This window comes from Cocleimonas flava (genome assembly GCF_004339015.1).
GTDB classification, from domain to species: Bacteria; Pseudomonadota; Gammaproteobacteria; order Thiotrichales; family Thiotrichaceae; genus Cocleimonas; species Cocleimonas flava.
Genome location: NZ_SMFQ01000004.1, coordinates 938,672 through 963,327, shown reverse-complemented (window position 1 = coordinate 963,327; position 24,656 = coordinate 938,672). Strand labels below are relative to the sequence as shown.

Annotated in this window: 20 protein-coding genes and 1 tRNA gene; 17 read left to right on the top strand and 4 right to left on the bottom strand. The window is 39.1% G+C overall.

The annotated features are described in order from the left end of the window. The first annotated feature begins 23 nt into the window (after positions 1-23). Entirely contained in the window at positions 24-368 is a 345-nt protein-coding gene (locus EV695_RS16080; protein ID WP_131906984.1) for a TusE/DsrC/DsvC family sulfur relay protein, read from the top strand. Between the two features lie 84 nt (positions 369-452). On the opposite strand, the gene EV695_RS16075 is transcribed toward EV695_RS16080, so the two are convergent. Then, complete coding sequence (locus EV695_RS16075) at positions 453-1,733, bottom strand: sensor domain-containing phosphodiesterase (RefSeq protein WP_131906983.1); 1,281 nt, start codon at positions 1,731-1,733, stop codon at positions 453-455. 402 nt (positions 1,734-2,135) lie between these two features. Here EV695_RS16075 and yghU point away from each other — a divergent pair, with 402 nt between their 5' ends. Beyond that, complete coding sequence (yghU, locus tag EV695_RS16070) at positions 2,136-2,918, top strand: glutathione-dependent disulfide-bond oxidoreductase (RefSeq protein WP_207907114.1); 783 nt, start codon at positions 2,136-2,138, stop codon at positions 2,916-2,918. A 142-nt stretch (positions 2,919-3,060) separates the two neighbouring features. Here the strand turns inward: yghU and EV695_RS16065 are convergent. Continuing rightward, positions 3,061-3,150 (bottom strand) — tRNA-Ser (locus tag EV695_RS16065). 308 nt (positions 3,151-3,458) lie between these two features. Here EV695_RS16065 and EV695_RS16060 point away from each other — a divergent pair. The 6 genes from EV695_RS16060 to EV695_RS16035 all read left to right on the top strand — a co-directional run bounded on the left by EV695_RS16060 (position 3,459) and on the right by EV695_RS16035 (position 8,416). Next, entirely contained in the window at positions 3,459-4,280 is an 822-nt protein-coding gene (locus EV695_RS16060) for an SDR family NAD(P)-dependent oxidoreductase (protein ID WP_131906982.1), read from the top strand. A 69-nt stretch (positions 4,281-4,349) separates the two neighbouring features. Then, the gene (gene cmoA, locus EV695_RS16055) at positions 4,350-5,075 is read left to right on the top strand and encodes a carboxy-S-adenosyl-L-methionine synthase CmoA (RefSeq protein ID WP_131906981.1); all 726 of its coding nucleotides are present in this window, start codon (positions 4,350-4,352) and stop codon (positions 5,073-5,075) included. Between the two features lie 14 nt (positions 5,076-5,089). After that, positions 5,090-6,103 carry a tRNA 5-methoxyuridine(34)/uridine 5-oxyacetic acid(34) synthase CmoB gene (gene cmoB / locus EV695_RS16050; protein ID WP_243651667.1) on the top strand — a complete coding sequence of 338 codons (1,014 nt, stop codon included), beginning with the start codon at positions 5,090-5,092 and terminating at the stop codon, positions 6,101-6,103. 149 nt (positions 6,104-6,252) lie between these two features. Further along, complete coding sequence (locus EV695_RS16045) at positions 6,253-7,032, top strand: ParA family protein (RefSeq protein ID WP_131906980.1); 780 nt, start codon at positions 6,253-6,255, stop codon at positions 7,030-7,032. Between the two features lie 48 nt (positions 7,033-7,080). Continuing rightward, entirely contained in the window at positions 7,081-7,941 is an 861-nt protein-coding gene (locus EV695_RS16040; RefSeq protein WP_131906979.1) for a ParB/RepB/Spo0J family partition protein, read from the top strand. Between the two features lie 31 nt (positions 7,942-7,972). Next, on the top strand, positions 7,973-8,416 hold the full coding sequence (locus EV695_RS16035) for a hypothetical protein (protein ID WP_131906978.1): 444 nt from the start codon (positions 7,973-7,975) through the stop codon (positions 8,414-8,416). A 30-nt stretch (positions 8,417-8,446) separates the two neighbouring features. Here the strand turns inward: EV695_RS16035 and EV695_RS16030 are convergent, their stop codons facing one another. Continuing rightward, positions 8,447-10,705, bottom strand: coding sequence for a bifunctional diguanylate cyclase/phosphodiesterase (locus tag EV695_RS16030; RefSeq protein WP_131906977.1), 2,259 nt, complete (start codon positions 10,703-10,705; stop codon positions 8,447-8,449). A 267-nt stretch (positions 10,706-10,972) separates the two neighbouring features. Further along, on the bottom strand, positions 10,973-13,249 hold the full coding sequence (locus tag EV695_RS16025; protein ID WP_131906976.1) for a hypothetical protein: 2,277 nt from the start codon (positions 13,247-13,249) through the stop codon (positions 10,973-10,975). A gap of 129 nt (positions 13,250-13,378) precedes the next feature. Between EV695_RS16025 and htpG the strand changes: the two genes are divergently transcribed. The 9 genes from htpG (at position 13,379) to EV695_RS15980 (ending at position 24,599) form a co-directional block, all read left to right on the top strand. Next, positions 13,379-15,271 carry a molecular chaperone HtpG gene (gene htpG, locus EV695_RS16020; protein WP_131906975.1) on the top strand — a complete coding sequence of 631 codons (1,893 nt, stop codon included), beginning with the start codon at positions 13,379-13,381 and terminating at the stop codon, positions 15,269-15,271. 348 nt (positions 15,272-15,619) lie between these two features. Then, a complete protein-coding gene (gene pilV, locus EV695_RS16015) occupies positions 15,620-16,165 on the top strand; it encodes a type IV pilus modification protein PilV (protein ID WP_131906974.1) in 546 nt (181 codons plus the stop codon). A gap of 27 nt (positions 16,166-16,192) precedes the next feature. Then, the gene (locus EV695_RS16010; protein WP_131906973.1) at positions 16,193-17,176 is read left to right on the top strand and encodes a PilW family protein; all 984 of its coding nucleotides are present in this window, start codon (positions 16,193-16,195) and stop codon (positions 17,174-17,176) included. Further along, positions 17,173-17,685, top strand: coding sequence for a pilus assembly PilX family protein (locus EV695_RS16005; protein ID WP_131906972.1), 513 nt, complete (start codon positions 17,173-17,175; stop codon positions 17,683-17,685). The genes EV695_RS16010 and EV695_RS16005 overlap by 4 nt, the downstream gene beginning before the upstream one ends. 72 nt (positions 17,686-17,757) lie before the next feature. Continuing rightward, positions 17,758-21,543 (top strand): pilus assembly protein, encoded by a 3,786-nt coding sequence (locus tag EV695_RS16000; protein ID WP_165874737.1) that lies wholly within the window; start codon positions 17,758-17,760, stop codon positions 21,541-21,543. A 63-nt stretch (positions 21,544-21,606) separates the two neighbouring features. Further along, complete coding sequence (locus EV695_RS15995) at positions 21,607-22,110, top strand: DUF4124 domain-containing protein (RefSeq protein WP_131906970.1); 504 nt, start codon at positions 21,607-21,609, stop codon at positions 22,108-22,110. A 420-nt stretch (positions 22,111-22,530) separates the two neighbouring features. Further along, positions 22,531-23,055, top strand: a complete 525-nt coding sequence (pilV, locus tag EV695_RS15990) for a type IV pilus modification protein PilV (RefSeq protein WP_131906969.1) — start codon at positions 22,531-22,533, stop codon at positions 23,053-23,055. Position 23,056: 1 nt separating this feature from the next. After that, complete coding sequence (locus tag EV695_RS15985) at positions 23,057-24,061, top strand: PilW family protein (RefSeq protein ID WP_131906968.1); 1,005 nt, start codon at positions 23,057-23,059, stop codon at positions 24,059-24,061. Beyond that, on the top strand, positions 24,048-24,599 hold the full coding sequence (locus EV695_RS15980) for a pilus assembly PilX family protein (protein WP_131906967.1): 552 nt from the start codon (positions 24,048-24,050) through the stop codon (positions 24,597-24,599). Before EV695_RS15985 ends, EV695_RS15980 begins: the two co-directional genes overlap by 14 nt. Positions 24,600-24,656 lie beyond the last annotated feature (57 nt).

The following is a 24,656-nucleotide window of genomic DNA, read 5'->3' as shown; positions in this document are numbered from 1 at the left end:
ATTAATTCGAGCTGGACAACATTATGAGAGCTTCTACTTCACCATTAAAAACTACAGATGCGTTTATCTTGTCGCTGTTTGATGAAGATGAATTTATGACTAATCCAGATCTTTGGACGCGTTCAATTGCAGAGCAACTAGCAGCGAATGCCGAAATTGATGAGCTAACCAAAGAGCATTGGGAAATCATCGAATTTATTCGTGATCGTTATATGCGTTTAGGCGCTATTCCACCGATGAGTCGTGTATGTAAAGCATTCGGACACGAAAGAGATGGCGTACGTAAGTTATTTGGTGGTTGTTTACAGCTTTGGCAAATATCTGGATTACCTTACCCAGGTGAAGAAGCTAAAACCTATATGAATTAATTGCCACAGATAAGTGGCTGAAAGTAGGGGGGGATGATTAAGTCATCCCTTTTTTTTGCATAAAGATTTACTTTTCAGAATTATTTATCTGACGTTAGCTAATACTTCTACAGAGTCTTGTCTGGATCTGGATATCTCTGAACGCTGCAAGGCAATAGCATCAAGTATTGGCATCGGGCGACCTATATAAAATCCTTGTATTTTGTTTACACCGAGCAGCCTCAGTGCATTATATTCTTCCTGAGTTTCTACGCCTTCTGCGATAATTTCTGCATTTGTTTCTTTTGCAAATGAGATTATTGCTGTCGCAAGCGCATGTCGGGCAGGGTCGACATTGACATCATGAATGATACTCGTATCAAGTTTGATAACATCTGGGGCTATTTCAAGAATATGCTGAAAACTGGCGTAACCTGCGCCCGCATCATCTATGGCTAATAGAATTCCTCTGTCACGAAGTGGTTTGAGTGCCTCGCGAAATTCAACATAGTCAGTAATAGGAGCATGCTCAGTAATTTCTAGAACGACTTTCTTTGGAGAAATCTCCTTAAGTGCCGTGGCTATCGCGCCATTTATTATATGTTCTGGTGATGTATTAATGGATACGTAGGTATCTTTTGGTAGCTGTTCAAGTTCCGTTGTGGCTTTCTTGATCGCCATGATCTCCAGATTCGCAGAAACTCCGACTTGTTTGGCCTCATTTATCCATACATCAGGAGTACGATAAGGGTTTGTCATTACGCGTAATGTTGACTCATATCCAGTTATTTTATCTTGCTGGATATCGTAAATGGGTTGATACACCATATTCAGTTTTGAAGGATCTAGGATTGAGATCACTCTATCGGTCATCTCTTTTTTCTCAAGATTAGATTTAATATTGCTGTCTATCTGTTTACCTGCGAGATCGGCAAATATACGCAACATGCTGAGTTCGCGTTCCCCTATGGTCTCATCTGTTTTGTGATTAAAACAACAGAAGGTCCCATAAATGCTACCATCTGCAATGCGGATAGGAACACCCATGTAATGACGAATAGAGAGTGCTGTCGTAACATCGAGTTTTTCTGTGATAGGGTTTTTTAACGTATCTGTAATATGTTCGGGTATCTCACCGTTTACAATTTTATGGCAATAAGTTTCGTTCACAGGGTCAGAGTCACCTGCTTTAATTACGCACGATTCTTTTTTCGAATCGATATATTTGAAAACGCGTTTACCTTGAGAAAACTCAGCGATAAAAGCAATATCCATATCAAGATGGGTGCGAATGGCGCTTAGAATTTGTTGCAAATCTTCAGAAACTGACTCGCGGTCTTTTCTGGCGTTAGCCAAGAGAAGCTCAGCCAAAATCTTTTTATTCACTAGGTATGTCCATTTTAAGTTATGGCACGATATTAAGTTAATACAGTTGTCATATATACAGATATCCGATGAATGCGTGTTTAACTTTATTTATAAACTCAATTACTTAGAAAGATTAATAAAAAAAGTGCCCCAAAGTAGGGGGGTGACTTAGATAATCTTTTTTGGCCAAATAGCCTGCTAACTTAAGTGGTTTTTTAAGACTCATAAGTCGAGATAGTTGCTTGCATTAGAATAATTGAATGCTTTTCATTCGCTCGGAATGATTTAATCGTCCAACATAGTGTATGACGCGTATAGCTTAGAGCACATGGTGATTTGTAAAATTTGATAAGCAGATAGCCACGATAGAACTGAACACTAAATATTAAACTTTGAATGTATAAAAACAGGATCGTTATAATGAGCAATAAAGAATACACACCACCAAAAGTTTGGACATGGGATACTGAAAGTGGCGGTAAATGGGCAAGCATCAATCGCCCAATTGCAGGTGCAACGCACGAGAAAGTTTTGCCCGTAGGTGATAAGCCCCTGCAATTATATTCACTAGGAACACCAAACGGCGTGAAGATAACGGTGATGCTGGAAGAACTGCTAGCACTAGGCAAAGAAGGCGCAGAGTACGACCTACACATTATCGATATCGGAGAAGGCGAGCAATTCGGATCCGACTTTGTGAAGCTAAATCCGAATTCAAAAATTCCCGTATTGCTTGATCAATCAAAATCACCCCCGCAATCGGTGTTTGAATCTTGCGCAATTTTGCTCTATCTCGCAGAAAAATATCAAGCCTTATTGCCGGAAGACAGTGTTGACCGAATGGAATGCATTACCTGGTTGTTCTGGCAAGAAAGCAGCGCCTCTTTTCTTGGTGGTGGTTTTGGTCATTTCTACAAATATGCACCATACCCGATGGAGTATCCGATTGATCGTTATACCATGGAAACCAAGCGACAATTAGATGTGTTGGATCGTCATTTGGCTGAACGTGAATACATGTGCAAAAGCGGTTATTCAATCGCTGATATCGCTATCTGGTCGTGGTACGGACGTGTAGCACTGGGTGATGTTTATGATGCAACCGAATTTCTAGATACCGCTTCATACAAGAATGTGCTGAGATGGGCTGAGTCAATTCAACACAGAGAAGGAGTGAAGAAAGGACTTGAGTCTGCGTTGTGATAATTGATTAGAGACCCGCCGAGATTGGTTCACAAAATCGAAGGTCTCGGGATGCTCTGATCGAACCCATTGGGGGTTCTCATAGATCCGATTCGTTTCAAAATAAAAAAGCCCACTTCAACGAGTGGGCTTTTTTTGTATTTGGCGGAGAAGGAGGGATTCGAACCCTCGGTACCGGTAAAGGTACACACGCTTTCCAAGCGTGCTCCATCGGCCACTCGGACACTTCTCCGTATGCTTTGTAGCAAGGGTGCGCAGTTTATTCTGTTTTGATAAGTGTGACAAGTGAGATGTATTTTTTAGCACCCTTTGTATAGAAAAATAGCTTAGCCGAAGCTTTGCTGAGACAGCGTTGGAACATTGTGACGACGACCCGAAGGGTGAGGTTTTCATTTAATACTATGAAAAAAACCTCATAAAAGGTGGGGGGTGTCATTTTTCCTGTTAAAACGAGCATTATCAATAACTCATGTCTGGACGCTTCGTCATGCTTATGCAATTATTACCAGTCCTTTTTAACGATAGTTAAAGCATTTTCTCATGAATCAACAAAGCTCTAAAAATACCCCTGAATTAACTGAAGATTACCAGCAACTGCTCGATTATATTCCAGTAGATGGCTTGTTGAAGGATCGCGTTATTTTAGTCACGGGTGCCGGTTCTGGTATTGGTAAAGAAATATCATTGGCGTATGCGCGTTTTGGTGCAACGGTGGTGTTATTGGGAAAAACACTGAAAGAACTGGAAGTCGTCTACGATGAGATTGAAGAGGCGGGATACCCTGAGCCCGCTATCTACCCATTGAATATGGAAGGTGCGGTGACAAAAGATTATCAGGATATGGCGACTACCATCGAAGATAAGCTGGGTGGGCTTGATGGTATTGCGTTAAATGCGGGTTGGTTGCCAGCGTTTATCCCATTCAAAGAATATGATCTTGAGTTATGGTCGAAAACGACAATGGTAAACTTACACGCTAACTTTTTAATCACTCAAGCGTGTTTGCCTTTACTTGAAGCCTCTAAAGATGCGGCGATTGTTTTCTCTGCGCATGATTCACGCAAAGCCTATAACGGTGCTTTTGGTATCGCTAAAGCGGGTTCACAGGCAATGATGGATATATTGGCTGATGAATATGATCTGCCGGATAATTTCATTCGTGTGAATAGCATCGATACAGGTCCAGTCGACACTCAAATGCGCCGCATGAATTTCCCGGGTGAAGATATGACACAGGTTGCAAAACCTAATGCTTTAGTCGGACCTTATTTGTACTTTATGGGTCCAGATGCAGGAAAACGAACCGGTGAGAAAATTACTTTTGGCAAACTATCCGTTGATACTAAATGGCCGGGTGCTTAAGCCTTTTTGCATAGGCTGCTTTAGTTATTACCACTTTTGCGCATTCTTTTACTCACATTCTAGTGACTCATGAAACAAGATAATATTTTCGCTAATAATCAAAAAGTCGTGGATTTCGCTTTTGACGATTCTGTGGCGGATGTGTTTCCTGACATGATTCGTCGATCTGTGCCTGGATATGAAACGGTCATTTCCTTACTAGGTGTTTACGCTGGTCAGTACGCCAAAGATAATAGCAATGTATATGATCTTGGTTGCTCCTTAGGCGCAGCGACTTTAGCGATGCACCGACAAACATCATCACGAAAGTTGAAGCATATTTGCATCGATAATTCTGAGGCAATGGTGAAACGCTGCCAATCTCGTTTGGCTCGTCACATGCCTGAGTCTGATTTAGACGTCCTGTGTGAAGATATCGAGAAATCAGAGATTAGCAATGCGTCTTTAGTGGTAATCAACTTTACTCTGCAGTTTCTTTCTCCTGAGTCGCGCTTAAGCTTATTGAAAAAAGTTTACGAGGGTATGTTGCCAGGCGGAGCGTTGATCTTATCTGAGAAAATTATTTTTGATAACGAGGAAGAGAATCAACAGCAAATCGAGTGGTATCACAATATGAAGCGCTCGAATGGCTATAGTGATCTTGAAATCAGCCAAAAACGTGCGGCTTTAGAAAATGTAATGATTCCTGATACCCTGGAACAACACCAGACCCGTTTGCAAGAAGCTGGTTTTTCTCAGTCTTACCAATGGTTTCAGAGCTTTAATTTTATCTCTCTAGTTGCTTTGAAATCCTAAGAAAGAATATAGTAATGTCCGAAAACATGATTGTTAATTTTGAAAGCTTGTATGCTGATTTAGAAGAGAATGACTTTGTCGAATGGCAGGAAGTACTTCCGCAGCAACTATCTGCTATCTTTGAAAAGCGACAACACGGCAAGAAAGAAGAGTGGGAAAACATTCTTCAACAGCTACCAGAGCTTCAGGCATCTAGTATTGATATTTCCGCGGATAAAGTAAGAATTGGTTCAGCTGAAGATTGCGATCAGGAAACTAGTGAGTATTTGCTTTCACTGCTCAAAAAGTTACACCCCTGGCGCAAAGGTCCTTATGAATTATTTGGTATCCATATTGATACAGAATGGCATTCAGACTGGAAGTGGCAAAGAATTCAATCGCATTTAACGCCTTTAAAGAATCGACGAGTTTTAGATGTCGGTTGTGGTAACGGCTATCACATGTGGCGTATGTTGGCCGATGGTGCAAAGTTGGTGGTTGGTGCTGACCCTAGTCAGTTTTTTCTTGTACAATTTCAGACCTTAAAGAAATACGTGGGTGAAAAACCTATACATCTATTACCCTTCAAAGGTGAAGAGTTGCCTGCATTCAGTAAGGTATATCAGGGCAAAGGCTTTGATACGGTATTTTCAATGGGGGTTTTGTATCATCGCGTTTCCCCCATCGAACACTTACAAGAACTCAGAAGTTTTTTACGCGCAGATGGCGAATTGGTATTAGAAACATTGGTCATCGAAGATGAATCAAATCAACAGAGCCATGAGTTGTTATTGCCCGAAGATCGTTATGCGAAAATGCGTAATGTCTGGTTTTTACCCACCCCCCCACTTTTAGTGAGAATGTTAGAAAGAGTGGGTTTTAAAAATGTACGGGTAGTCGATATAAACCAGACCAGTATTGAAGAGCAGCGCTCGACGGACTGGATGGAATTTGAGTCACTGCAAGATTTTCTTGATCCTGAAGATCATAATAAAACCATAGAAGGATATCCTGCCCCCAAAAGAGCGGTCGTTATCTGTAACCGTTAAGTTGTTAGAGAATACGCCCAACGATTAAGGTGACCAAAAAAGTGCCTGTAAGTAGGGGGGTGACTTTTTATAATCACTATATCTACCCTTAAGCCCCAGTTTTTGATACTGTGTGCAGACTTAATAAAACCAAAAACAGATCAATCGATATGACTCAAATAATTGCCGTTGCTAATCAAAAAGGTGGTGTTGGTAAAACAACCACCAGCGTTAATTTGGCGGCCTCTTTGGCGGTTATTAAGCGCCGTGTGTTAATTGTAGACATGGATCCTCAAGGTAATGCAACTACTGGTATTGGTTTAGATAAACACGAAATGCCGGTGTATTTAAGCGATGTTTTGCTGGGTGATGCAAAGGTTGATGAAGCGATTCAAACTATCCCCAATATGTCTGTGTCTGGTTTAGCGGGTGGTCCTGATCTAACTATTGCTGAACTTGAAATGATGAAAATGGGCGATCGTGAATACCGCCTGCAAAAAGTATTACAATCGGTAAAAGGTAATTACGATTACATCATTATAGACTGCCCACCTTCACTCAATATGTTGACGGTAAATGCTTTAGTTGCGGCAAATGGGGTGCTTATTCCCATGCAATGTGAGTATTATGCATTGGAAGGTCTTTCTGCATTGATTGGTTCGATAGAAACCATTCGTAGCAATTCGAACCCAAAGCTGGAAGTCATCGGACTTTTAAGAACGATGTACGATCCGCGTAATAATCTGTCGCGTGATGTTTCTAATCAATTGGCCCAGCACTTTTCTGATACCTTGTATAATACCTCGATTCCGCGCAATATTCGTTTGGCAGAGGCGCCAAGTCATGGTTTGCCAGCATTGATGTATGATAAGCGATCAAGTGGCGCATTGGCTTATTTAGCGCTTGCAGCTGAAGTCATCCGTAAAGAATCATCGCGACAAGCCGCTTGATAGTAGTTGTTTAAGTCAGTCTAATAATCTTCGATAGGGAATTTGATAATGGTAAAAAAACCAGGACTAGGTCGTGGCTTAGATATGCTACTAAGTTCGGCTGTAAAAGATGATGCTGCAAATAAAGACAGCGAACTAAAGAAACTACCCGTTGAAAAAATCAGAAAAGGTGAGTATCAGCCACGCTTATCTATTGACCCAGATGCGCTTCAAGAGCTTGCCGAGTCGATCAAAGCACAAGGATTAGTTCAACCTATAGTCGTTCGTAGAATCGATGGCGGTGAATATGAGCTGATAGCTGGCGAACGTCGCTGGCGTGCGTCTCAAATAGCGGGTATGCATACCATTCCTGCGATTGTCCGAGATATTCCTGATCAGGCTGCTGCAGCAATGTCTTTGATTGAGAATATTCAACGTGAAGACCTTAATCCACTGGAAGAAGCGATTGCAATGAGCCGTTTGATTGCAGACTTTGGTTTGACACATCAGCAGACGGCGGAATCAGTAGGTCGCTCCAGAGCCGCTGTCAGTAATCTATTACGCTTGCTTGATCTTGAAGAAACTACCAAAGAATTATTAGACACAGGTAAACTTGATATGGGCCATGCGCGAGCGTTGTTGGCTTTATCAGGTGCGAAACAGGTTGAAACGGCACATATTGTTGCAAAGAAAGAACTGTCTGTAAGAGAGACTGAAAAGCTGGTAAAGAAAATAGCAAACCCCGAGCTAGCTGCAGATAAAAAGACGCCCGTGAAGAAAGCCCTGGAAGTGCAGAAGCTTGAAGAGTCCTTATCGCAAACTTTGGGTGCTCAGGTTGCCATTCAGTATAACAATAAGGGCAAAGGTAAACTGGTTGTTGAATACAATAATCTAGATGAGCTCGACGGTATTCTTGAACATATAAAATAAACAAAGGTTGTTTAGATAACTCATAACACTTATGGACGCAGAAATTTTATTTCTTATGTTGGAAAAGGATGAGTCTGAGTTTTTGGCTTATGCTAATGATTATTGCGATTCTATCGATATAAAAGAAGTCACTTCAGAGTTATATGTTGGTGACTGTAAACTACTGTTTACCCATTCTGTTTTAGACAATGAAACCTTGTTTTGTGGCAAGTTAGAAATCAGGTTAGGGCGCGAAGAGTACAACTGCACAGACCATGCAAAAGCGATGTCGGTCTTTAGAAAATTAAGAAATTATATTAAGAAAGGCTATTGGAGTCGTTTGGCATACAATCATCAAAACAAAAAAGGAAAATTAACGCCATCTCGAAATCACTGGCTTGGTCCTGTAGCTAAAAAGTGGAAAGAGGAAGACCCTTCAAATCATATTTTAAAGTTATCCAAAACAAGCTGGATGATATTTGATATTGGTTTTTAGGTAACTGATTTCATTAGAATGCAGTTAGCATTAAAATTCAGCAACAATACTCGATGCGTTGAGTGAAAACTTAGAAGCAGCAACCACTCTTACCGGTTTAGAGAATAGGTAACCCTGAACAGAGTCTGCGCCTAAACTTCTAACCAGATTTAACTGCTCAAGGGTTTCAACACCTTCAACAACAGACTTTACCCCAAGACGTTTTACCAGTGAGATGGCAGATTCTAAAATCGCTTTGTTACCATCGCTCGCACTGAGTAACAAACTTCTATCTATCTTTACACTATCTACGGGCAAAATAGATAAGCGGCCAAGGGAAGAATAGCCCGTGCCAAAGTCATCGATAGAAATTGAAAACCCATTCGCTTTTAATAGATTGATCGCTGGGATTAAGTGATCTGTAGGGATATCTCCATCCTCAGTAACTTCAATGCAGAAACGTTCTGTGGGTAGATTTGCATTATGGAAAGAGCTGATAAATTCGTTCAGTGTATCGGTATTATTCAGCATATAGGGTGGTACATTAACGTTGATATCTACTTTCGGTAGTTTTTCAAAGTTCTCAGCGACCATATTAATACACACTTTTGTGAGCCCGGTTAACAAGCCATAAGCTTTTGCCTGATCAAGAAATTGGCTAGGACGTAGAAGCCCATGTTCATCAGACTGCACGCGAATTAATAATTCCAGTGCTTTAAGAGAACCATCTTTCAGATTATAAATAGGCTGAAAATGAATAGGTAAATAGTTTTGATCTATCGAGCTTTGTAATATCTCTCTAAGTTCTAGTCTCGGGAGATTATCATTATAATTAACGGAAAGTGGATTTTCTCTTTCCTTATATAAAGTAAAATCTTTGTGTAATTCTCTAGCTTCCTTTAACGCAAGCTCAGATTGTCTAACTAATTTTTCTGGTTTGATGGGATGTTTACTGTGGCTGGCTCCAAAAGTTAAGGGAACTGCAACTCTCTTGCCGGAGACCATATCCCATATGCCTAATTCTTGTTGGAGTTTTGCATAAACTTTATATATATGTTCTTGAGGAGCCTGGAAGACTGCTAAAAAACTATCGCTACCGATACGAGCAACAAATAAGACATCACTGAGATTTTTTAGTCTTTTGCCTAAGCTTATTAATACATTGTCTCCAAATTGCCTTTCGTGCATATCATTGATCGATTTGAAGTCTTCAATATTAAGGGTGAAAACCAACATATTTTCTTTGTCATCTATTAAATGACGTATACCTAAATAATTAGGTAACCCCGTTAATGCATCAGTAAATGCGATTGATTTTAATTTCTTGCGTTGTTTTTCGTAATTTCTGAGTAGCACTGAGATTCTTAAAATAACAATTAGACTTAGTGTTGCTCCGACAATGGCTAATAAGTAAGGATCTAGAGGAGTAAGATTAAATTTCCATCTATAAATTACGCCAATTGGAGTAACTAACAATGCAAGAATTGAAGAACTCCAGAGAAACTTTAAACCCAGAACCTTTGCTTTATTAGGGTCATAATTGTAATTATAGTTTTCAGTGAGTATGTGTAGAAAAGCTAAGACGCCAGCAAATTTGTAACAAAACCATTCAATATCGTTTACTGCTTCGCTGTTACCAAAATAACCGATGCTGTTGAATGCATTGACTAATAAGTAGGTAGATAGCGTTAATATCATAATGGCGCTTATAAGATCTTTGATTTTAAATGAAATCAGAAGTCGTAGATTTACAAGAAGAAGACCTATCAGCACTGCTACTAAAAACGCATGCGAAAACTGAAGTTGTTGGTATAAGGTGAGATCTTTAAGTGCAAACTGCAGTAGGTTTGGAGATAATATGAATAAGAAACAAATTACCGAAAATAGGCACAATATGAAATCAATGGCGAAGCCATTTATACGATAATTCGATTCTATTCGTAACAGTAAGCTTAAGCTGAAAAGACTTAAAATGCCTATGCCAATTTCTTTTAGCCATTCATTGTTAAAGAATGAGGCATCAAATCCCAAGTATGGTAACGAAGATAAAATATCCTCTGCTACGAGAATTAAAATAGCAAAAACAAAAATTCCCCAGGGATAGAGAGGTTTTTTGTGGATAAAAATGGCTATTAAAAGAGGGATGGCTGTGAAAGTAGCCAGTAGGATATTAAAAAAGTGCTTTATTTCTGAGCCGTTTGTAAAGAAAGCTATGCAAATCGCAGTAGCAAAAAGAGCAAAAGCATAAAATTGCCAGAAAGCTGACAGCCCTGCATCTTTGACTTCACTAGAAATTTGAGTAATTTTCATTTACAGTTTTAGCAGTTATTTAGACGTTGTTATTTTTATAATTACTCAGCTTTTCAACTGATTGGAAACTTCTAAAATATAGTTACAAAAGCCTTTTATTGGCTTTTGTTAGAATGCAGCTTTTTTTATATTCTATTTATAATTATATCGAGTTAATTTATTTTTTACTTTTATGCAAGAGAGTTTAAATCAATATAAAAATTATTTTCAATATATCTGACGAGTTGCACTTTTATTATTAGATTTTTATTTATTATCAGATTTTTATTAAAACTGTTTTTGTATTTCTTCTTTTATTTTATCCCTAATAATTCTTTTTAATTCTTGAGTATCATTTTTTTGAACGTTCCTATTTGCTGGAGCAGGGCTGTTTGACGCAATCGTAAATGTTTGAATGGTTGTTTCACCGGAAGCTACTCTAACCACTTCGCTGCCACTGAGGCCTCTGTAATTAACACTGACTGTGTGTCTTATAGGTGCTAATTCAAATTCACCTATTGAGACACCGTTTGCTCGTGCAACGATTCTGCCTCGCATGTCTTTGACAAGTAGATTGCCTTTTAGGGGACGGCCAGCTTCATCAATGATCCTGCTCCTCAAGAGTCCTTTGCGAACGCCAAAGTCACTTGTTCTAAAAATCAAACGTGTATTTTGATTTTCTCTGATTGTTACATTTTGACTGCGACGTTGATTTTTATGAATTGCAGTAACGGTGTATTGGCCTGTATCTAATTTAAAATTTCCTGATTTGACACTGGTTAGCTCAACTATTTTTTTACCTGCTTTTGTAGCGACTATAAAATGGGTATTTAAATTTTGATTTGATCCGTTTTGATTATTATCCGCTTGCATTAAAACGTTTAAAAATCCACTTGGAATAATGCCATTATTTACGGGTTTAGCGGGTTTTTGAGGGGCAGGAGTTGCAGACCTTTCTGTGGTGTCAGGCGCTGTCAGATTATCCATCAAAAAGGTTTCGTTTAATTGCTGATTAGCCGAAATACGAATGGTTTTAACGTTGTTTTTTCTGTTCTTTGATCGAACAGTAATTTTATATACGCCTGGTGCTAGCTCAAAAGTACCTGAGTCTACATAGATTTTTTTATCTAGATGCTGACCGGCTGGGGTTTGAATGTAAATATTTGATTTTAACGGCCTGTTATCTGCTGCATTTCTAGCCAGAATGGTGATGCTGGCGTTTTGAACCGCAGCTTCATCTGCTTCTGGAACAGGTTCAATAGCGGGTTGTGTATCAACTTGGTTAGTTTCTTGTTGAGGTTCTACTGCTTTAATTGTGACATTTTCTGTAATTTGGATGCCATTATCACTAGAGTTTCCAGAGGTTTCGGTATCATCGGATACATTGGTCGTAGATGTTTCCGTGGTATTAACGGCAACTTGAGGAGCATCGAAGCGAAAAATCTCACTCAATGATTGTCCTGCTATTACTCTTATATTCTTATTGGATTGTCCGGTTGGACCTGCAACACGAATCTTATAATTGCCTTGTGCCAGTGAAATTTCAGTTTTAGTCACTGATTTTAACTCTTGTACCAGATTTCCTTGAACATCAGAAATCGTAATATCAGCATTCACAGGGGTGCTGGAGCGAGTATCAAAAACCCTGATTAAAACACGTCCCTGTGCAGCAGCTTCTTGAAGCTTAAACGTTTCCTGTGTTGATTCGCCTGCCTCTACGACAACGGTTCTAAAGTCGCTTATGCTGCCACTTCTTACGGTTACTTTATAACTACCTGCATTCAGTTTGAAAAGGCTGTTTGTCACATTGTTTCTGGTAGCGACGGTCTCACCATTGTCTTTTTGAACGATGAAATTTGATCTAACGGCTTTATTTCCAGCACTCGTTGAAACAGCAGATACTTGCAATATCCCAATGGTCAGTGGTGGTTTAAGTTCGAAAACCTGATCGGTTTTAGAGTCGGCACTAATCGATAGTTGCTGGGTCTTTTCTACCGTTGGAATCGGTCTATCGGATGGTGTAGCAGCGGGTGTTAAAGTCGCTGTTATTTTATATTCACCCACAGGTAGTTTATACGTGGCTGTATTTACATTACTTGTCTTTGCAACTTCAGTATTTTCTTTATTCAGAATGACAAAAGAAGCGTTAAGTTTTTCTTTATTGTCTGGATTGATCGAACTGACGGTAAGCATGCCGAATTGAAGTTCTTCAGGTTTCTCCGGTTCTTCCTCTTCTAAAACAGGTTTGTCTGCATCTTTAGTAGAGTCCGCAATTTCGTCAGCGTTTGTTTTTTCTTGATTAGAAGTGAGTTGCCCAGATTGTTCGGCATTATTATTGGTATTGTTATCTGAGTTTTCGGTGTTTGTTGAATTTTGCGGATTAATGCTAATAGAGGGGGCTGGAATATTCGAAGAGTCTCTGCTTGTTGAATTGTTGATGTTGGTATAGTCATCTGGGGATTTACTTTTATCTAATAAGCTCATTGTTCCTACAATGGCTAATATTAGGACAATGCCAATCATGATGCCTTTTAATAACTGAGACATTCCTCCAGAGCTACTCATAAACAATCCTGTTTAAGTGATTTTTTAAAGAGCAAATAATACAACATTTCGCTTGAAAAGTTATTAATTGACCATACATTTTTGACATCTTTTATTAGAACTACCATAGGATTTATTAGGAAATTAACAATGGCTGAAACAAAAGTGAAAAAAGAGAACATGGAATTTCAAACTGAAGTAAACCAATTGCTTCATTTAATGATCCATTCTCTGTATTCAAATAAAGAAATTTTTGTACGTGAATTGGTATCTAATGCATCAGATGCTTGCGATAAGCTTCGATTTGAAGCTATTTCAGATGATTCTTTATATGAAGGAGATTCTGAATTACGCATAGAAGTAGAATTTGATGAAGAGGCTAATACAGTCACTATCCGCGATAATGGTATTGGTATGACGCGAGAAGATGTCATCAATAATATCGGTACTATTGCAAAGTCGGGAACGAAAGAGTTTTTATCAAAACTCTCTGGTGATGCCGCTAAAGATTCAAACCTGATTGGTCAGTTTGGTGTTGGTTTTTACTCATCATTCATCGTCGCTGACAAAGTAACGCTAACGACGAGAAGAGCAGGTGACAAGCCTGAACAAGCTGTCGTTTGGGAATCAAACGGTGAAAATGGCTTTACCTTAGAAGATACAACAAAAGAAGCGCATGGAACTGAGATTGTTTTGCATCTTAAAGAAGATGAAAAAGAATTCGCCAATGATTATCGTTTACGTTCAATAATTTCAACGTATTCAGATCATATTCCTTTACCCGTAAAGATGCGTAAACGCGATGAAGAAGGAAAACTGACTGAAGAATGGGAAGTCGTAAACAAGGCAAATGCGCTTTGGACCGAGCCTAAAAGTAATCTTAAAGATGAAGACTACCAAGAGTTCTACAAACACATCGCTCATGACTGGGAAAACCCGTTAGCCTGGAGTCATAATAGTGTCGAAGGTAAGTTAGAGTATAAATCACTTCTTTATATTCCATCAAAAGCGCCTTTCGATCTTTGGGAGCCAGAGCAGAAAAATGGTATTAAGCTTTATGTTCAACGTGTTTTCATTATGGATGACACCAAGAACCTAATGCCTCATTACTTACGATTTGTTCGTGGTGTTATTGATTCTAATGATTTGCCATTAAATGTTTCAAGAGAGATTTTGCAAAGTAATCATGTTGTAGAGTCTATGCGCAAAGCTTCGGTGAAGAAGGTTCTTGGTTTGCTTGAAAAAATGGCGAAGAACGATAAGGAAAACTATCAAAAATTCTGGAATGAATTCGGGCGTGCTTTAAAAGAAGGTCCTGGCGAAGACATGGCGAACAAGGAACAAATCGCTAAGTTATTACGTTTCTCATCAACGCATACGGATTCAGAAGAGCAGACGGTAACGTTAGAAGATTATGTTTCTCGCATGAAGGAAGAGCAGGAAGAAATCTACTACATAACAGCAGAAACATTTGCTTCTGCTAAAAACAGCCCGCATCTTGAAGTATTCCGTAAAAAAGAGATCGAAGTTTTGCTATTGAGCGACCGAGTAGATGAGTGGTTAGTAAATGGCTTACAAGAGTTTGATGGTAAGAAACTTCAATCAGTTGCGAAAGGAGAGCTTGATTTAAGTAAGTTCGATACTGAAGAAGACAAAAAAGAACAGGAAGAAGTAGACAAGAAAGCAGACGGTATTATCAAACACCTTAAAGAAGTTCTGGGTGAAAAAGTTGAAGATGTACGTGTTTCTCATCGTTTAACATCATCTCCATCTTGTATTGTCTTAAATGAGCAGGACATGGCGCTTTATATGCAGACACTAATGAAGCAGGCAGGGCACGACATGCCTTCAAATAAACCTGTTTTAGAAATAAATCCAACGCATCCATTAATTGAACGTATGGAAGCTGAAACGGATGATGAGCAGTTTGGAGATTGGGCAGAGATCCTGTTTGACCAAGCATTGTTAGCAGAAGGCGCGCAATTAGAAGATCCAGCTGGATTTGTAAGTAAGCTAAATAAATTAATGCTTAAAATGTCGTAATAGCTGTTTTATAACGTTACCAAAGGCGCATAATTCTATGCGCCTTTTTTATGTCTGTGAAAAAGGCACCCCCCTACTTACAGTCCATTATTTTTTATTGATCATTCTTTTATGCTTATTTAAGTTGAAAGGATGGTGGATACCACTGGTCTGATAGTTACTGATAAATGTTGATATTTAGCCGAATAACGGTAATCTGTGAGTGAATAATATAAAAATAATTGGTTTAATTTATCTACATGAAACGTAATTTTCATTATTAGTGCCCGAAAAATAATGTGTACTCAGTAATAAATAAATAAACCTTTTACTCGATAATTTTAAAAATAATAGAAAGTAAATACATACATGTTAAACACAAGAACACGCATTAAAGGCTTTTCAATGATTGAGGTTTTAGTAAGCCTTATTGTCATTGGTGTAGGTATGCTGGGTCTTAGTGGATTGCAGATTGCATCAATGAAAGGGACGAATAACGCCCACTCGAGAACAACAGCAAGTTACCTTGCATTTGAACTTGCCGAAAGGATGCGCGCCAATCAGCTGGGTGTCGATGGCGGCTTTTATGATAATGATGTGAGTTGTGATGTCGTTGAAGAGTTGTGTGAGAGTGACGGCACCGCTTTAGATGCAAATACTACCTATTGTACTCCTCAAGAAACAGCAAGATTCGATACGCAAGAAGTCATGTGCGGAACATTAACGGGTGCAACAAGAGAGGGTGGTATAGCGAATCTGCTTGCAAATGGCTCTCTCGACGTAAGTTGTGTTGGCCTTTGTTCCCAGGCAAATATTGAGCACAATATTACTATTAGCTGGAATGAGTCTAAAACTCATGAAGATCAACCGGACGAAGATCAAGTCCAAACAATAACAATACCGGTTATCCCTTAATCCATAAATAGGATTGCAATATTAGTGATGAAACATAAACAATTTAAAAACACAGCTTATCATCAGACGGGTTTGTCGCTGATAGAGTTGATGATATCAATGGTGGTTGGATTATTTCTGTTGGCAGGCGTAGTAACTAATTTTCTTGGTACTAAAGATGCCGATCATATGCGTGATGCAATTAGTAATATGGATGCTAATGCAAATGAAGCGCTTACAGTTTTGAGAACGACAATCTCTCATGCTGGATACTCTTCCATGGAAAATATTCGTCTTGATAAGCCTTTTTACACGGCATCAGATGGCGTATTGACGAACGAAAATATTTGTAGAAATGGATCAAAACCTAACCGCTGGACACCTGCTTTTAATAGAAGAACCAGAGACATCAATGTGCAAGATAGAATAACGGTTGTTTCATTGGCTGATAACCCATGTCGTGACGGTGCGACTAGTTGCCCAAATATGGCAGATGTTAATCCAGCCGCCTTACATTATACAGATTGTTTGGGTAATGGTGGCGAAGCGACAATTCGAGATACAAGAGCAGTTTATTGCAGTACTGACCCAGATGTGGGTATGCCGGACCCTACCCAGGCGAAAATATACAGCACCTTTAGAATAATTAGAAATCCGAATGTGCCAACTCGAGATAGAGGTTTGTATTGCGAAGGAAGCAGAACCTCAGGTCATATTGATACAAAAAGAATTGCAGATAATGTCGAGGCGATGCAATTTTTATATGGCGTACGTCAGGAAAATGGAAACACATCATACCGAACAGCTAACCAGGTTGAAGATGATGACCAATGGGGCATGGTAAGAAGTGTTCAGGTTGGGTTGCTGATGCGTTCAGAAAATCAATATTTATTGAAGCAACCAAGCACAAAAAATACGTATAGGTTATTAAAAGAACCCGTGACTATTGCAAACGATGATTTACGTCGATTATTTAAAATATATACGACAACCATAAATTTAGAGAATGTTGATACTGGAGCTCTCCTATGATCACGAAGAATAACTTAAAACTATCTCACCAGCAGCGCGGTGCGACATTATTTACATCGCTGGTTTTTTTGGCATTAATGACCGTGGTAAGTGTTTCGGCAACGAAAGTATCTTTATTAGACTTACTTGTTGCAGGCAATAATCAACAGCAAATGCGGAATTTTCAAGATACTGAAAATGAATTAAAGAAACTCACAAGAGTAGAAGAGTTAATGGTGCCAATGATTCATGAAACACCAGGAGAAGAATTTAATGCCACTACTGGTATTTTCTCGGTGCCAGCTAAGGCAGGCGATCATGGTGTTGAAAGAGAGATCCGAGATACTTTTAAAAGGTATACATGTGGTGGCTTTGAAGGTCAGGCAGTAAGCATTGGTCCTGATGTTGCTCCTTGTGATTTATATGATTTTCAAGTTAGACAAAGAGCATCCAATTCTGGAGTAAAAGATCGCCACAATCGCGGAGCTGGAAAAGAAAAACCTAACGCGAATAAAAACAGCTACTTGTAAGATAACGACTCAATACATTTTAGATATAGACCAAATTAATAAAAATAACCTAATCCCTAGGGGATGAAAATTATGAACAAATTAACGAATAAAATCAGCACGGCAATTAAAACAGCATTATCCCTGTCGATGCTCGCATCTTGTATAACCACCTACGCAGAAGATACTGAAGTTTTTTATTCGGTCAATGTTTCTAAGCCTAATTTGCTGTTTGTGTTAGATGTTTCCGGCAGTATGAGTGGCACGATAGAAGTATCATCGGGCCCAGGGACTGCGGTTACGAGTCAAATAAAAAGTTCAGTAGAAGATGGTTCTCAAAATGGAAGCAATTCTAATGTCGTTACAAATCAGAATTCTATTACCTTTAGCCAATATAATTTAAGTCGTTTCAGATTTGATAATTTAGGTATACCACAAGACGCTAATATCACTGATGCTTATATCCAATTTGAATCAGCAGCAACCACTTCTGGCGATGTTACTGTGAGAGTTTACAGTGACGACACAAATAACTCGCCTTCCTCAGACGGAAATTATTTTAGTGGTAATTTCAATCGTGGTTATGATTGGGAGATAAGGGAAGATTGGGCTGCAGGTGACAGGACTGAGGATCAAAGAGTTGACGTAATGAGTGTGTTGCAGGAGGTTGTTGATAGAAATGGCTGGCAACAAAACAATGGCGTATCATTTTTCTTATATAATGTTTCAGGTGGTTCTCGGTCAGTATTCACCTTCGATGATAATTTTGGAACAGTTCCAGAATTACATGTTGAATATACAGATGGTTCTTCCTACAAGAAAAAAATAGATGTAATGAAAGAGTCATTACGCACCGTTTTAGAAGAAGCACCAGACAATGTTAAAATTGGTTTGATGAATTATGGTCAGGAAGGATTGAGTATCTATAACCCTCAAAATAAAAGACATAATTCGGTTTCGGGTATTGCGTTTCCTGTTACAGATATCAATGCAAAAGCAAGAGATGTTATAACTTCTAATTCTGATGTTTATGGTTTGCCTAGTTTCCCTGATGAAAATAAAACAGTTCGTGAGTATGTTGCTGATATTGCGGATAGCTGGAATGAAAATTCATTTACGCCTATTGTGGATGCACTTTATGAAGCTGCTTTGTATTATCGTGGCGAGACCATGCATTATGGTCAGAACTCCCCGTACATCAACGGAGCACACCCAACAACCTATTCTGGAGATGTCGTAACTAAAGATATTAGATATGTTGCGAGAGACGTAACATCATCAAATGCACAGAAGTATATTTCTCCAATTGAAAGTAGTTGTCAGGAAAACTATATCGTATTAATGACCGATGGAGCTCCTACATATAGAGTTAGTTACAATAATTCTCAAACTACTAATGAAGGGCCTTTTGCTTCTATCCGAGGAACCTCTAAAGGACCTCAGGGAACTCTGGCTTCTGCCATAGGTGCATGTGCTTCGCCTCAAGGAGCAGGTAATGCCGGTAAATGTGGTGCAGAGATTACGCAATATATAGCAACCCATGATAATTTACCTGATCCAACGGGTTCATTTCCTAATGGCCAAGAAGGCAATCAATACATTGAAACATTTACGATTGGTTTCGGAACAGGAGCGGGAACAAGTACTGAGACATATTTGAAATCATTAGCCACTTATGATGACGGTATTCCAGGAACAGAAGATGATGGGTATTTTGAAGCATCAAGCCCAGAAGCGTTGGCAAATGCATTTAAAAACATTTTGGCTGCAGTTGCAGCACCTAAAGGTACTTTGGCATCACCAGGTTATAGTGTGAATGTTAAAAGTGGTTTAGAGCATGAAAAGGATATTTATATCCCTGTTTTTGATCGCAAAAATTCATCAAGATGGGCAGGTAACCTTAAAAAATTCAAAATTGTCGATGAAGACGGCCTTCGTAAAATCAAAGGTAGTAATGGTGCAGAGGCAGTTGACGAGCTTGGTGGCTTTACAACAAATGCCTTGGATTATTGGTCTGAAAGCCCTGCGGCAACTCCTGATGGAAAGTTGGTGCAAAAAGGTGGTTTAGCAAACTTGTTAGATCCATCAGAAAGAAATGTTTATTCTGATATTGTGAGCAATGATATCTCAACAGCTAGTAATCAATTGACTGAAGGAAATATAGCCAACATTACAAATGATGTATTGGGTATATCCCCAACCTCTACTGTTGCATACCGTAAGAAACTGGTTAACTTCATGCGTGGCTGGGAACTCGGAGAGCCAAATACTGAAGCCCGTTATCATATGGGAGATATGCTTCATTCTGAGCCTCTCGTTATCACTTATAACAGCGGAGAGAATGGTGTCAAAAAGCAATATATTTTTGCTGGTACTAATGAAGGTTATTTGCATGCGTTTGATACTGCAGATACGGGCTCAAATGCTGGAAAAGAGATGTTTGCTTTTATTCCTAGTGAGTTGCTTAAAACAATCACGGAATCACAATATTTAAATGAAGGAACCGCCGAAGATCATAAATACGGTGTAGATGGAAGTATTACCTACTGGTTTAACGATGTTGATGAAGATGGCGTTGTTGATGTAGGTAGTGATCAGGTTATTCTTTATTTTGGCTTACGTCGTGGTGGAAATTCTTACTACGCACTTGATGTCACGAATATAAATGCGCCTAAACTATTATGGAAAGTGAACTCAGAAGACACGGGTTATGGTTTGTTAGGACAATCATGGTCACCCCCATACTTAGCAAGAGTAGGAGTAGACGGATCAACCTGTGTGAATGGACGCGAGAACTGTAAGGAAGTCGTTATCATCAGTGGTGGTTATGATCCAGATGAAGACAGAAATATACCTAACACTCAATTAGTCGATGACGCAAAATCATCAGTTACCGCAAACGAAGGTAATGATATTTTCATTATCGATGCAATTAACGGTGGCGCACCTTTATGGAAGTTAAGTAGTGCTGTTTCTAATCCATTAGTTAACAGCGTTCCAGGCGGTATTCGCATACTCGATACGAATTACAATCAATTTATCGATCGTATGTATTTTGGTGATACAGGCGGCAACTTATGGAGAGTCGATCTTAGTGAAGCAATTGGTTCATCTGATGAAGAGTCAACTATCACTAAATTAGCAGAACTCGGAGATGGTGGAAGAAAGTTCTTTAATGAGCCTGATGTTTCAGCGTTAAAGCTAAAAGGTAAGACGGTATTTGCAGTATCTATTGGTAGTGGATTTAGAGCACATCCGTTGGATAAAACGATTGATGATAAATTCTATGTGGTACTTGATAGGTCTCCATTTAGTAAGTTGGATGAAGATAATTACAATACAATATTAACAAGTACCCTGGCTAGAATAACAATAGATGAATCGGGTGTAACCCAAACGGGAACATTAGCTGAATCTGATGGTTGGTTAGTGCATTTGCCTGATTCGGGTGAAAAAGTACTAGCGACAGCAGTTACCTTTGACGGTGTCATCACATTTACAACACTGGTTCCTGAAGTTTTAACATCGGGAGTGGGTATCGATCAATGTGCTGCCCCAGCAACTCAGGGTAGATTCTATGCGATCAATTTGCTGACTGGAGAGCCTGGAATAGATCTAGATGGAAGTGGAGACGATGATTCAGATACGTCTGATCCATATAATCCTGACTCAATAACCGATAATGATATATACATCACTGTGGCGAAAGGTGAAATCCCTGGAAAGCCTCAAACCATTTTTAATCCTTTAGATGTGGTCGCTGGAGTATGTACTCATCCAGTAGACATTCGAATTGGTAAGAAGCTTTCTCAAGCGACGGGCTACGACGCATGTAGATTGGAGTCTGTTTATTGGAGTGATCCTGTTAGTGATCAATAAAGCACTAGATGAATAGATAACAAATTGATAGCTAGGCATATTAAGAAAAATAGAGAAATAACTATGAATAAGAAAATTAAACTAACAATAAGCATGCTGTTATTTTCCCCTCTATTGTTGTCTATGGAGGCGCAAGCAAAAATCTATAAATGCGTTAATACAGAAGGTAAGGTTTATTACAATGATAAGCCTTGCCCCGTTACCAGCATAGAAAAAGAAATGAAGGCGGCTAAAGATCCCGTTGATGGTTATGTGCCGCCCAAATTTGTACCGGATGCTCCAGAAGAGGGAAGTAAAGGTATAATGATTGGTGATGATTCCAGTAGAGAAATAGACAGCAAACAAAGTGAAAATGCTAAAGCTGAAGCCAGCACTACTGGTGGAGGTGGCAGCAATCAAAATTCTAGTTCTGGAACAAATGCAGATACCGCTTCCACAACAAGTCAGTCAAAAGAAACGAACAACACAAGTACGGCATCTCAAAACAATACTGAATCAGCTAATAACAGTTCACCCAATGAGTTAGAGAATGTTAAATACGTTGAAAGTAGAACTAAAAAAGAATAACTAAAATAAATAACTAAAAAAAATAATAAAAGGTCATCGTTAACGATGACCTTTTTTGTTTGAAATCAATGCTGTTGTTATTTGATTGACACCCCCCAACTTACAGGCCTTTTTTCTATAGGCTACTAGGCACCCCCCAACTTACAGGCCTTTTTTCTATAGGCTATTAGGCACCCCCCTACTTACAAGGCCTTTTTCGATTCGCAATTGGGCACCTCCCCACTTATAAGCTCTTTTTTATCTTTTTTATCTTTTTCTCTTGCCAATTTAAAATTGACGAAAGGTAGTTTTTTATTTACCGATTGTCTTAAAAAATTGCTTTTCTCGCATAATAAGTTAATCTGGTTGACATAAATAAAAATAATGTCAAATGAGTCCTCGTATAGGACTTACTAATAATAAAAATAAGCGATTTAAGCTATGAACAGATTGGCACGGCCACAACGTGGCTTTTCACTAATAGAAGTAATGGTTAGCCTGATTGTTATTGGGATAGGATTACTAGGCCTAAGTGGTATGCAGGTTGCATCGATCAAAGGGCTAAATAATGCCCACTCTAGAACAATGGCAAGTATTCTCGCATCAGAACTTGGTGGACGAATGCGTGTGAACCGCTTGGGTGCTGCAGGTGGTTTTTATGAGTCTGCGGTTAATTGCAATACATTGCAAAAACAATGTCGCGGTAACACTTATTGTACCCCTGCAGAAACAGCACGATTTGATATCCAGGATGTCATGTGCGGAGTAAGGAAAGGTTCAAAACGTGTTGGTGGAGTCGTTAATACATTGCCTGCCGGAACATTAGAAATTGCTTGTGACGGTGGTTGTGCAACTCCGAATGTTGATCACAATATAACGATTGAATGGACTGAATCTAAAGCGCATGAAGATTTAGGGGGTGAAGAAGAAAGGTCATCAGTTTCTATAGTGGTGAGGCCGAACTAAAATGCAAAAAATAATAAAAAATAATTCTAGTCTATTTAAAGGTAAGTCGGGCTTGCAGGCTCAGTCGGGCTTATCCATGGTTGAATTGCTTGTTTCTATGGTTATCGGCCTATTTCTGTTAGCTGGCGTAGTGACAAACTTTGTTGGAACTAAAGACAGTGATCGCATGCGTGATGCGATTAGTGAGATGGACGGAAATGCAAGATCTGCACTAGAGTTGATGCGAAAAACTATTATGCATGCCGGGTACCCTTCGATACACAGCAAAATTATTGATAAGCCTTTTTACACTGATGCAGATGGTCCTTTGGATAATCCCGTTTGCAGAAATGGCGTCACATTAGAAAATCAACAACCGTCATGGAATAGAAAAACCAGAGATGGCGCAAGTGATTTAATTACTGTTGCAGCATTAGCGGATAACCCCTGTATTTCAGGTGTTACAGAATGTACAAATTCCCCCGCAAATTATAATTCGCGTGCCTTAGTTTATTTTGATTGTACAGGCGGAGGAACATTACGAGATCAACGCGCAGTAGCGTGTAGTGCAGATCCAGTGAATGGCATTGCTCCTCCTTTTCAACCATCAGATGCCAAAATTTACAGTACTTTTCGTGTTGTAAGGAACACTTCTAGTGTTGATGACGACAGAGTTTTATTTTGTCACGGAAGTCGTGGAGGAACTCAACCTATTATTGAAAATGTAGAGTCTATTCAGTTTCTTTATGGTGTCCAACGTGATGACGGTTCGATTAATTATCAACGAGCCGGAAAAGTTGAAGATAGAGGTGAGTGGGAAAGTGTAGTGAGTGTTCAGGTTGGGCTTCTACTAAGATCTTCAAATGATAACTTATTGAAAGAAGATAGCTCGGTCACCTTTTATAATGTGCTGGATAAAAAAGTAAACATTTCTAGTAATGATTTACGCCGTTTGTTTCGTGTTTATACAACAACGGTTTACCTAGCTAATAAAAGCTCAGGGAGGATATTAAATGCTGGTAATTAATCAAAATAACAAGTCATTAAATTCTTTGAAAAAACAACAGGGTGCAACGCTGTTTACCGCACTGGTGTTTCTTACGTTGATGACAATCATTACGGTCTCTGCAACAAAAATTTCTGTGCTTGATATTTTAGTGGCGGGTAACGACCATCAGCAAATGTCCATTTTTCACGAAACAGAAAATGAATTAACTGATTTTACCGCAACAACTAAGTTGATTACGCCACTGGAAAGACAGGATGCAGGACTTACTTTTGGAAATGGCGGTGGCAAAGTTAACGGTGTAGAGACTGATGATAATACATTCAGTTTTGCTGGAGCGCCTTCTGGGACTGTAGAAATTATTACCGATTTAGAAGAGCTATATGCCTGTTTAAGAGATGGTGTGGGTTCTAGTATTGGTCCGGGTGTTCCTAATTGTAGGCTCTATGATTTTCAAATAAGAAAAACAAGCGATAAAAATAAATCGGTTAGAGATCAACATCACAGAGGTGCAGGAAAAATGGTGCCTAATTCAAAAAGTAAAGGAAGTTATCTCTAAGCGTTTGACGTTAGAAAAGTGAATTCAATACAAATAAACAATGAAAATAATTTTGAG

What these genes read in the sequence shown, in the direction of transcription:
- EV695_RS15985 (WP_131906968.1), top strand. Translation starts at nt 23,057, where the DNA reads ATGCAAAAAATAATAAAAAATAATTCTAGTCTATTTAAAGGTAAGTCG.
- EV695_RS16000 (WP_165874737.1), top strand. Translation starts at nt 17,758, where the DNA reads ATGAACAAATTAACGAATAAAATCAGCACGGCAATTAAAACAGCATTA.
- EV695_RS16035 (WP_131906978.1), top strand. Translation starts at nt 7,973, where the DNA reads ATGGACGCAGAAATTTTATTTCTTATGTTGGAAAAGGATGAGTCTGAG.
- pilV (WP_131906974.1), top strand. Translation starts at nt 15,620, where the DNA reads ATGTTAAACACAAGAACACGCATTAAAGGCTTTTCAATGATTGAGGTT.
- EV695_RS16005 (WP_131906972.1), top strand. Translation starts at nt 17,173, where the DNA reads ATGATCACGAAGAATAACTTAAAACTATCTCACCAGCAGCGCGGTGCG.
- EV695_RS16030 (WP_131906977.1), bottom strand. Translation starts at nt 10,705, where the DNA reads ATGAAAATTACTCAAATTTCTAGTGAAGTCAAAGATGCAGGGCTGTCA.
- EV695_RS15995 (WP_131906970.1), top strand. Translation starts at nt 21,607, where the DNA reads ATGAATAAGAAAATTAAACTAACAATAAGCATGCTGTTATTTTCCCCT.
- EV695_RS16010 (WP_131906973.1), top strand. Translation starts at nt 16,193, where the DNA reads ATGAAACATAAACAATTTAAAAACACAGCTTATCATCAGACGGGTTTG.
- EV695_RS16045 (WP_131906980.1), top strand. Translation starts at nt 6,253, where the DNA reads ATGACTCAAATAATTGCCGTTGCTAATCAAAAAGGTGGTGTTGGTAAA.
- htpG (WP_131906975.1), top strand. Translation starts at nt 13,379, where the DNA reads ATGGCTGAAACAAAAGTGAAAAAAGAGAACATGGAATTTCAAACTGAA.
- cmoA (WP_131906981.1), top strand. Translation starts at nt 4,350, where the DNA reads ATGAAACAAGATAATATTTTCGCTAATAATCAAAAAGTCGTGGATTTC.
- EV695_RS16060 (WP_131906982.1), top strand. Translation starts at nt 3,459, where the DNA reads ATGAATCAACAAAGCTCTAAAAATACCCCTGAATTAACTGAAGATTAC.
- cmoB (WP_243651667.1), top strand. Translation starts at nt 5,090, where the DNA reads ATGTCCGAAAACATGATTGTTAATTTTGAAAGCTTGTATGCTGATTTA.
- EV695_RS16025 (WP_131906976.1), bottom strand. Translation starts at nt 13,249, where the DNA reads ATGAGTAGCTCTGGAGGAATGTCTCAGTTATTAAAAGGCATCATGATT.
- pilV (WP_131906969.1), top strand. Translation starts at nt 22,531, where the DNA reads ATGAACAGATTGGCACGGCCACAACGTGGCTTTTCACTAATAGAAGTA.
- EV695_RS16040 (WP_131906979.1), top strand. Translation starts at nt 7,081, where the DNA reads ATGGTAAAAAAACCAGGACTAGGTCGTGGCTTAGATATGCTACTAAGT.
- EV695_RS15980 (WP_131906967.1), top strand. Translation starts at nt 24,048, where the DNA reads ATGCTGGTAATTAATCAAAATAACAAGTCATTAAATTCTTTGAAAAAA.
- yghU (WP_207907114.1), top strand. Translation starts at nt 2,136, where the DNA reads ATGAGCAATAAAGAATACACACCACCAAAAGTTTGGACATGGGATACT.
- EV695_RS16080 (WP_131906984.1), top strand. Translation starts at nt 24, where the DNA reads ATGAGAGCTTCTACTTCACCATTAAAAACTACAGATGCGTTTATCTTG.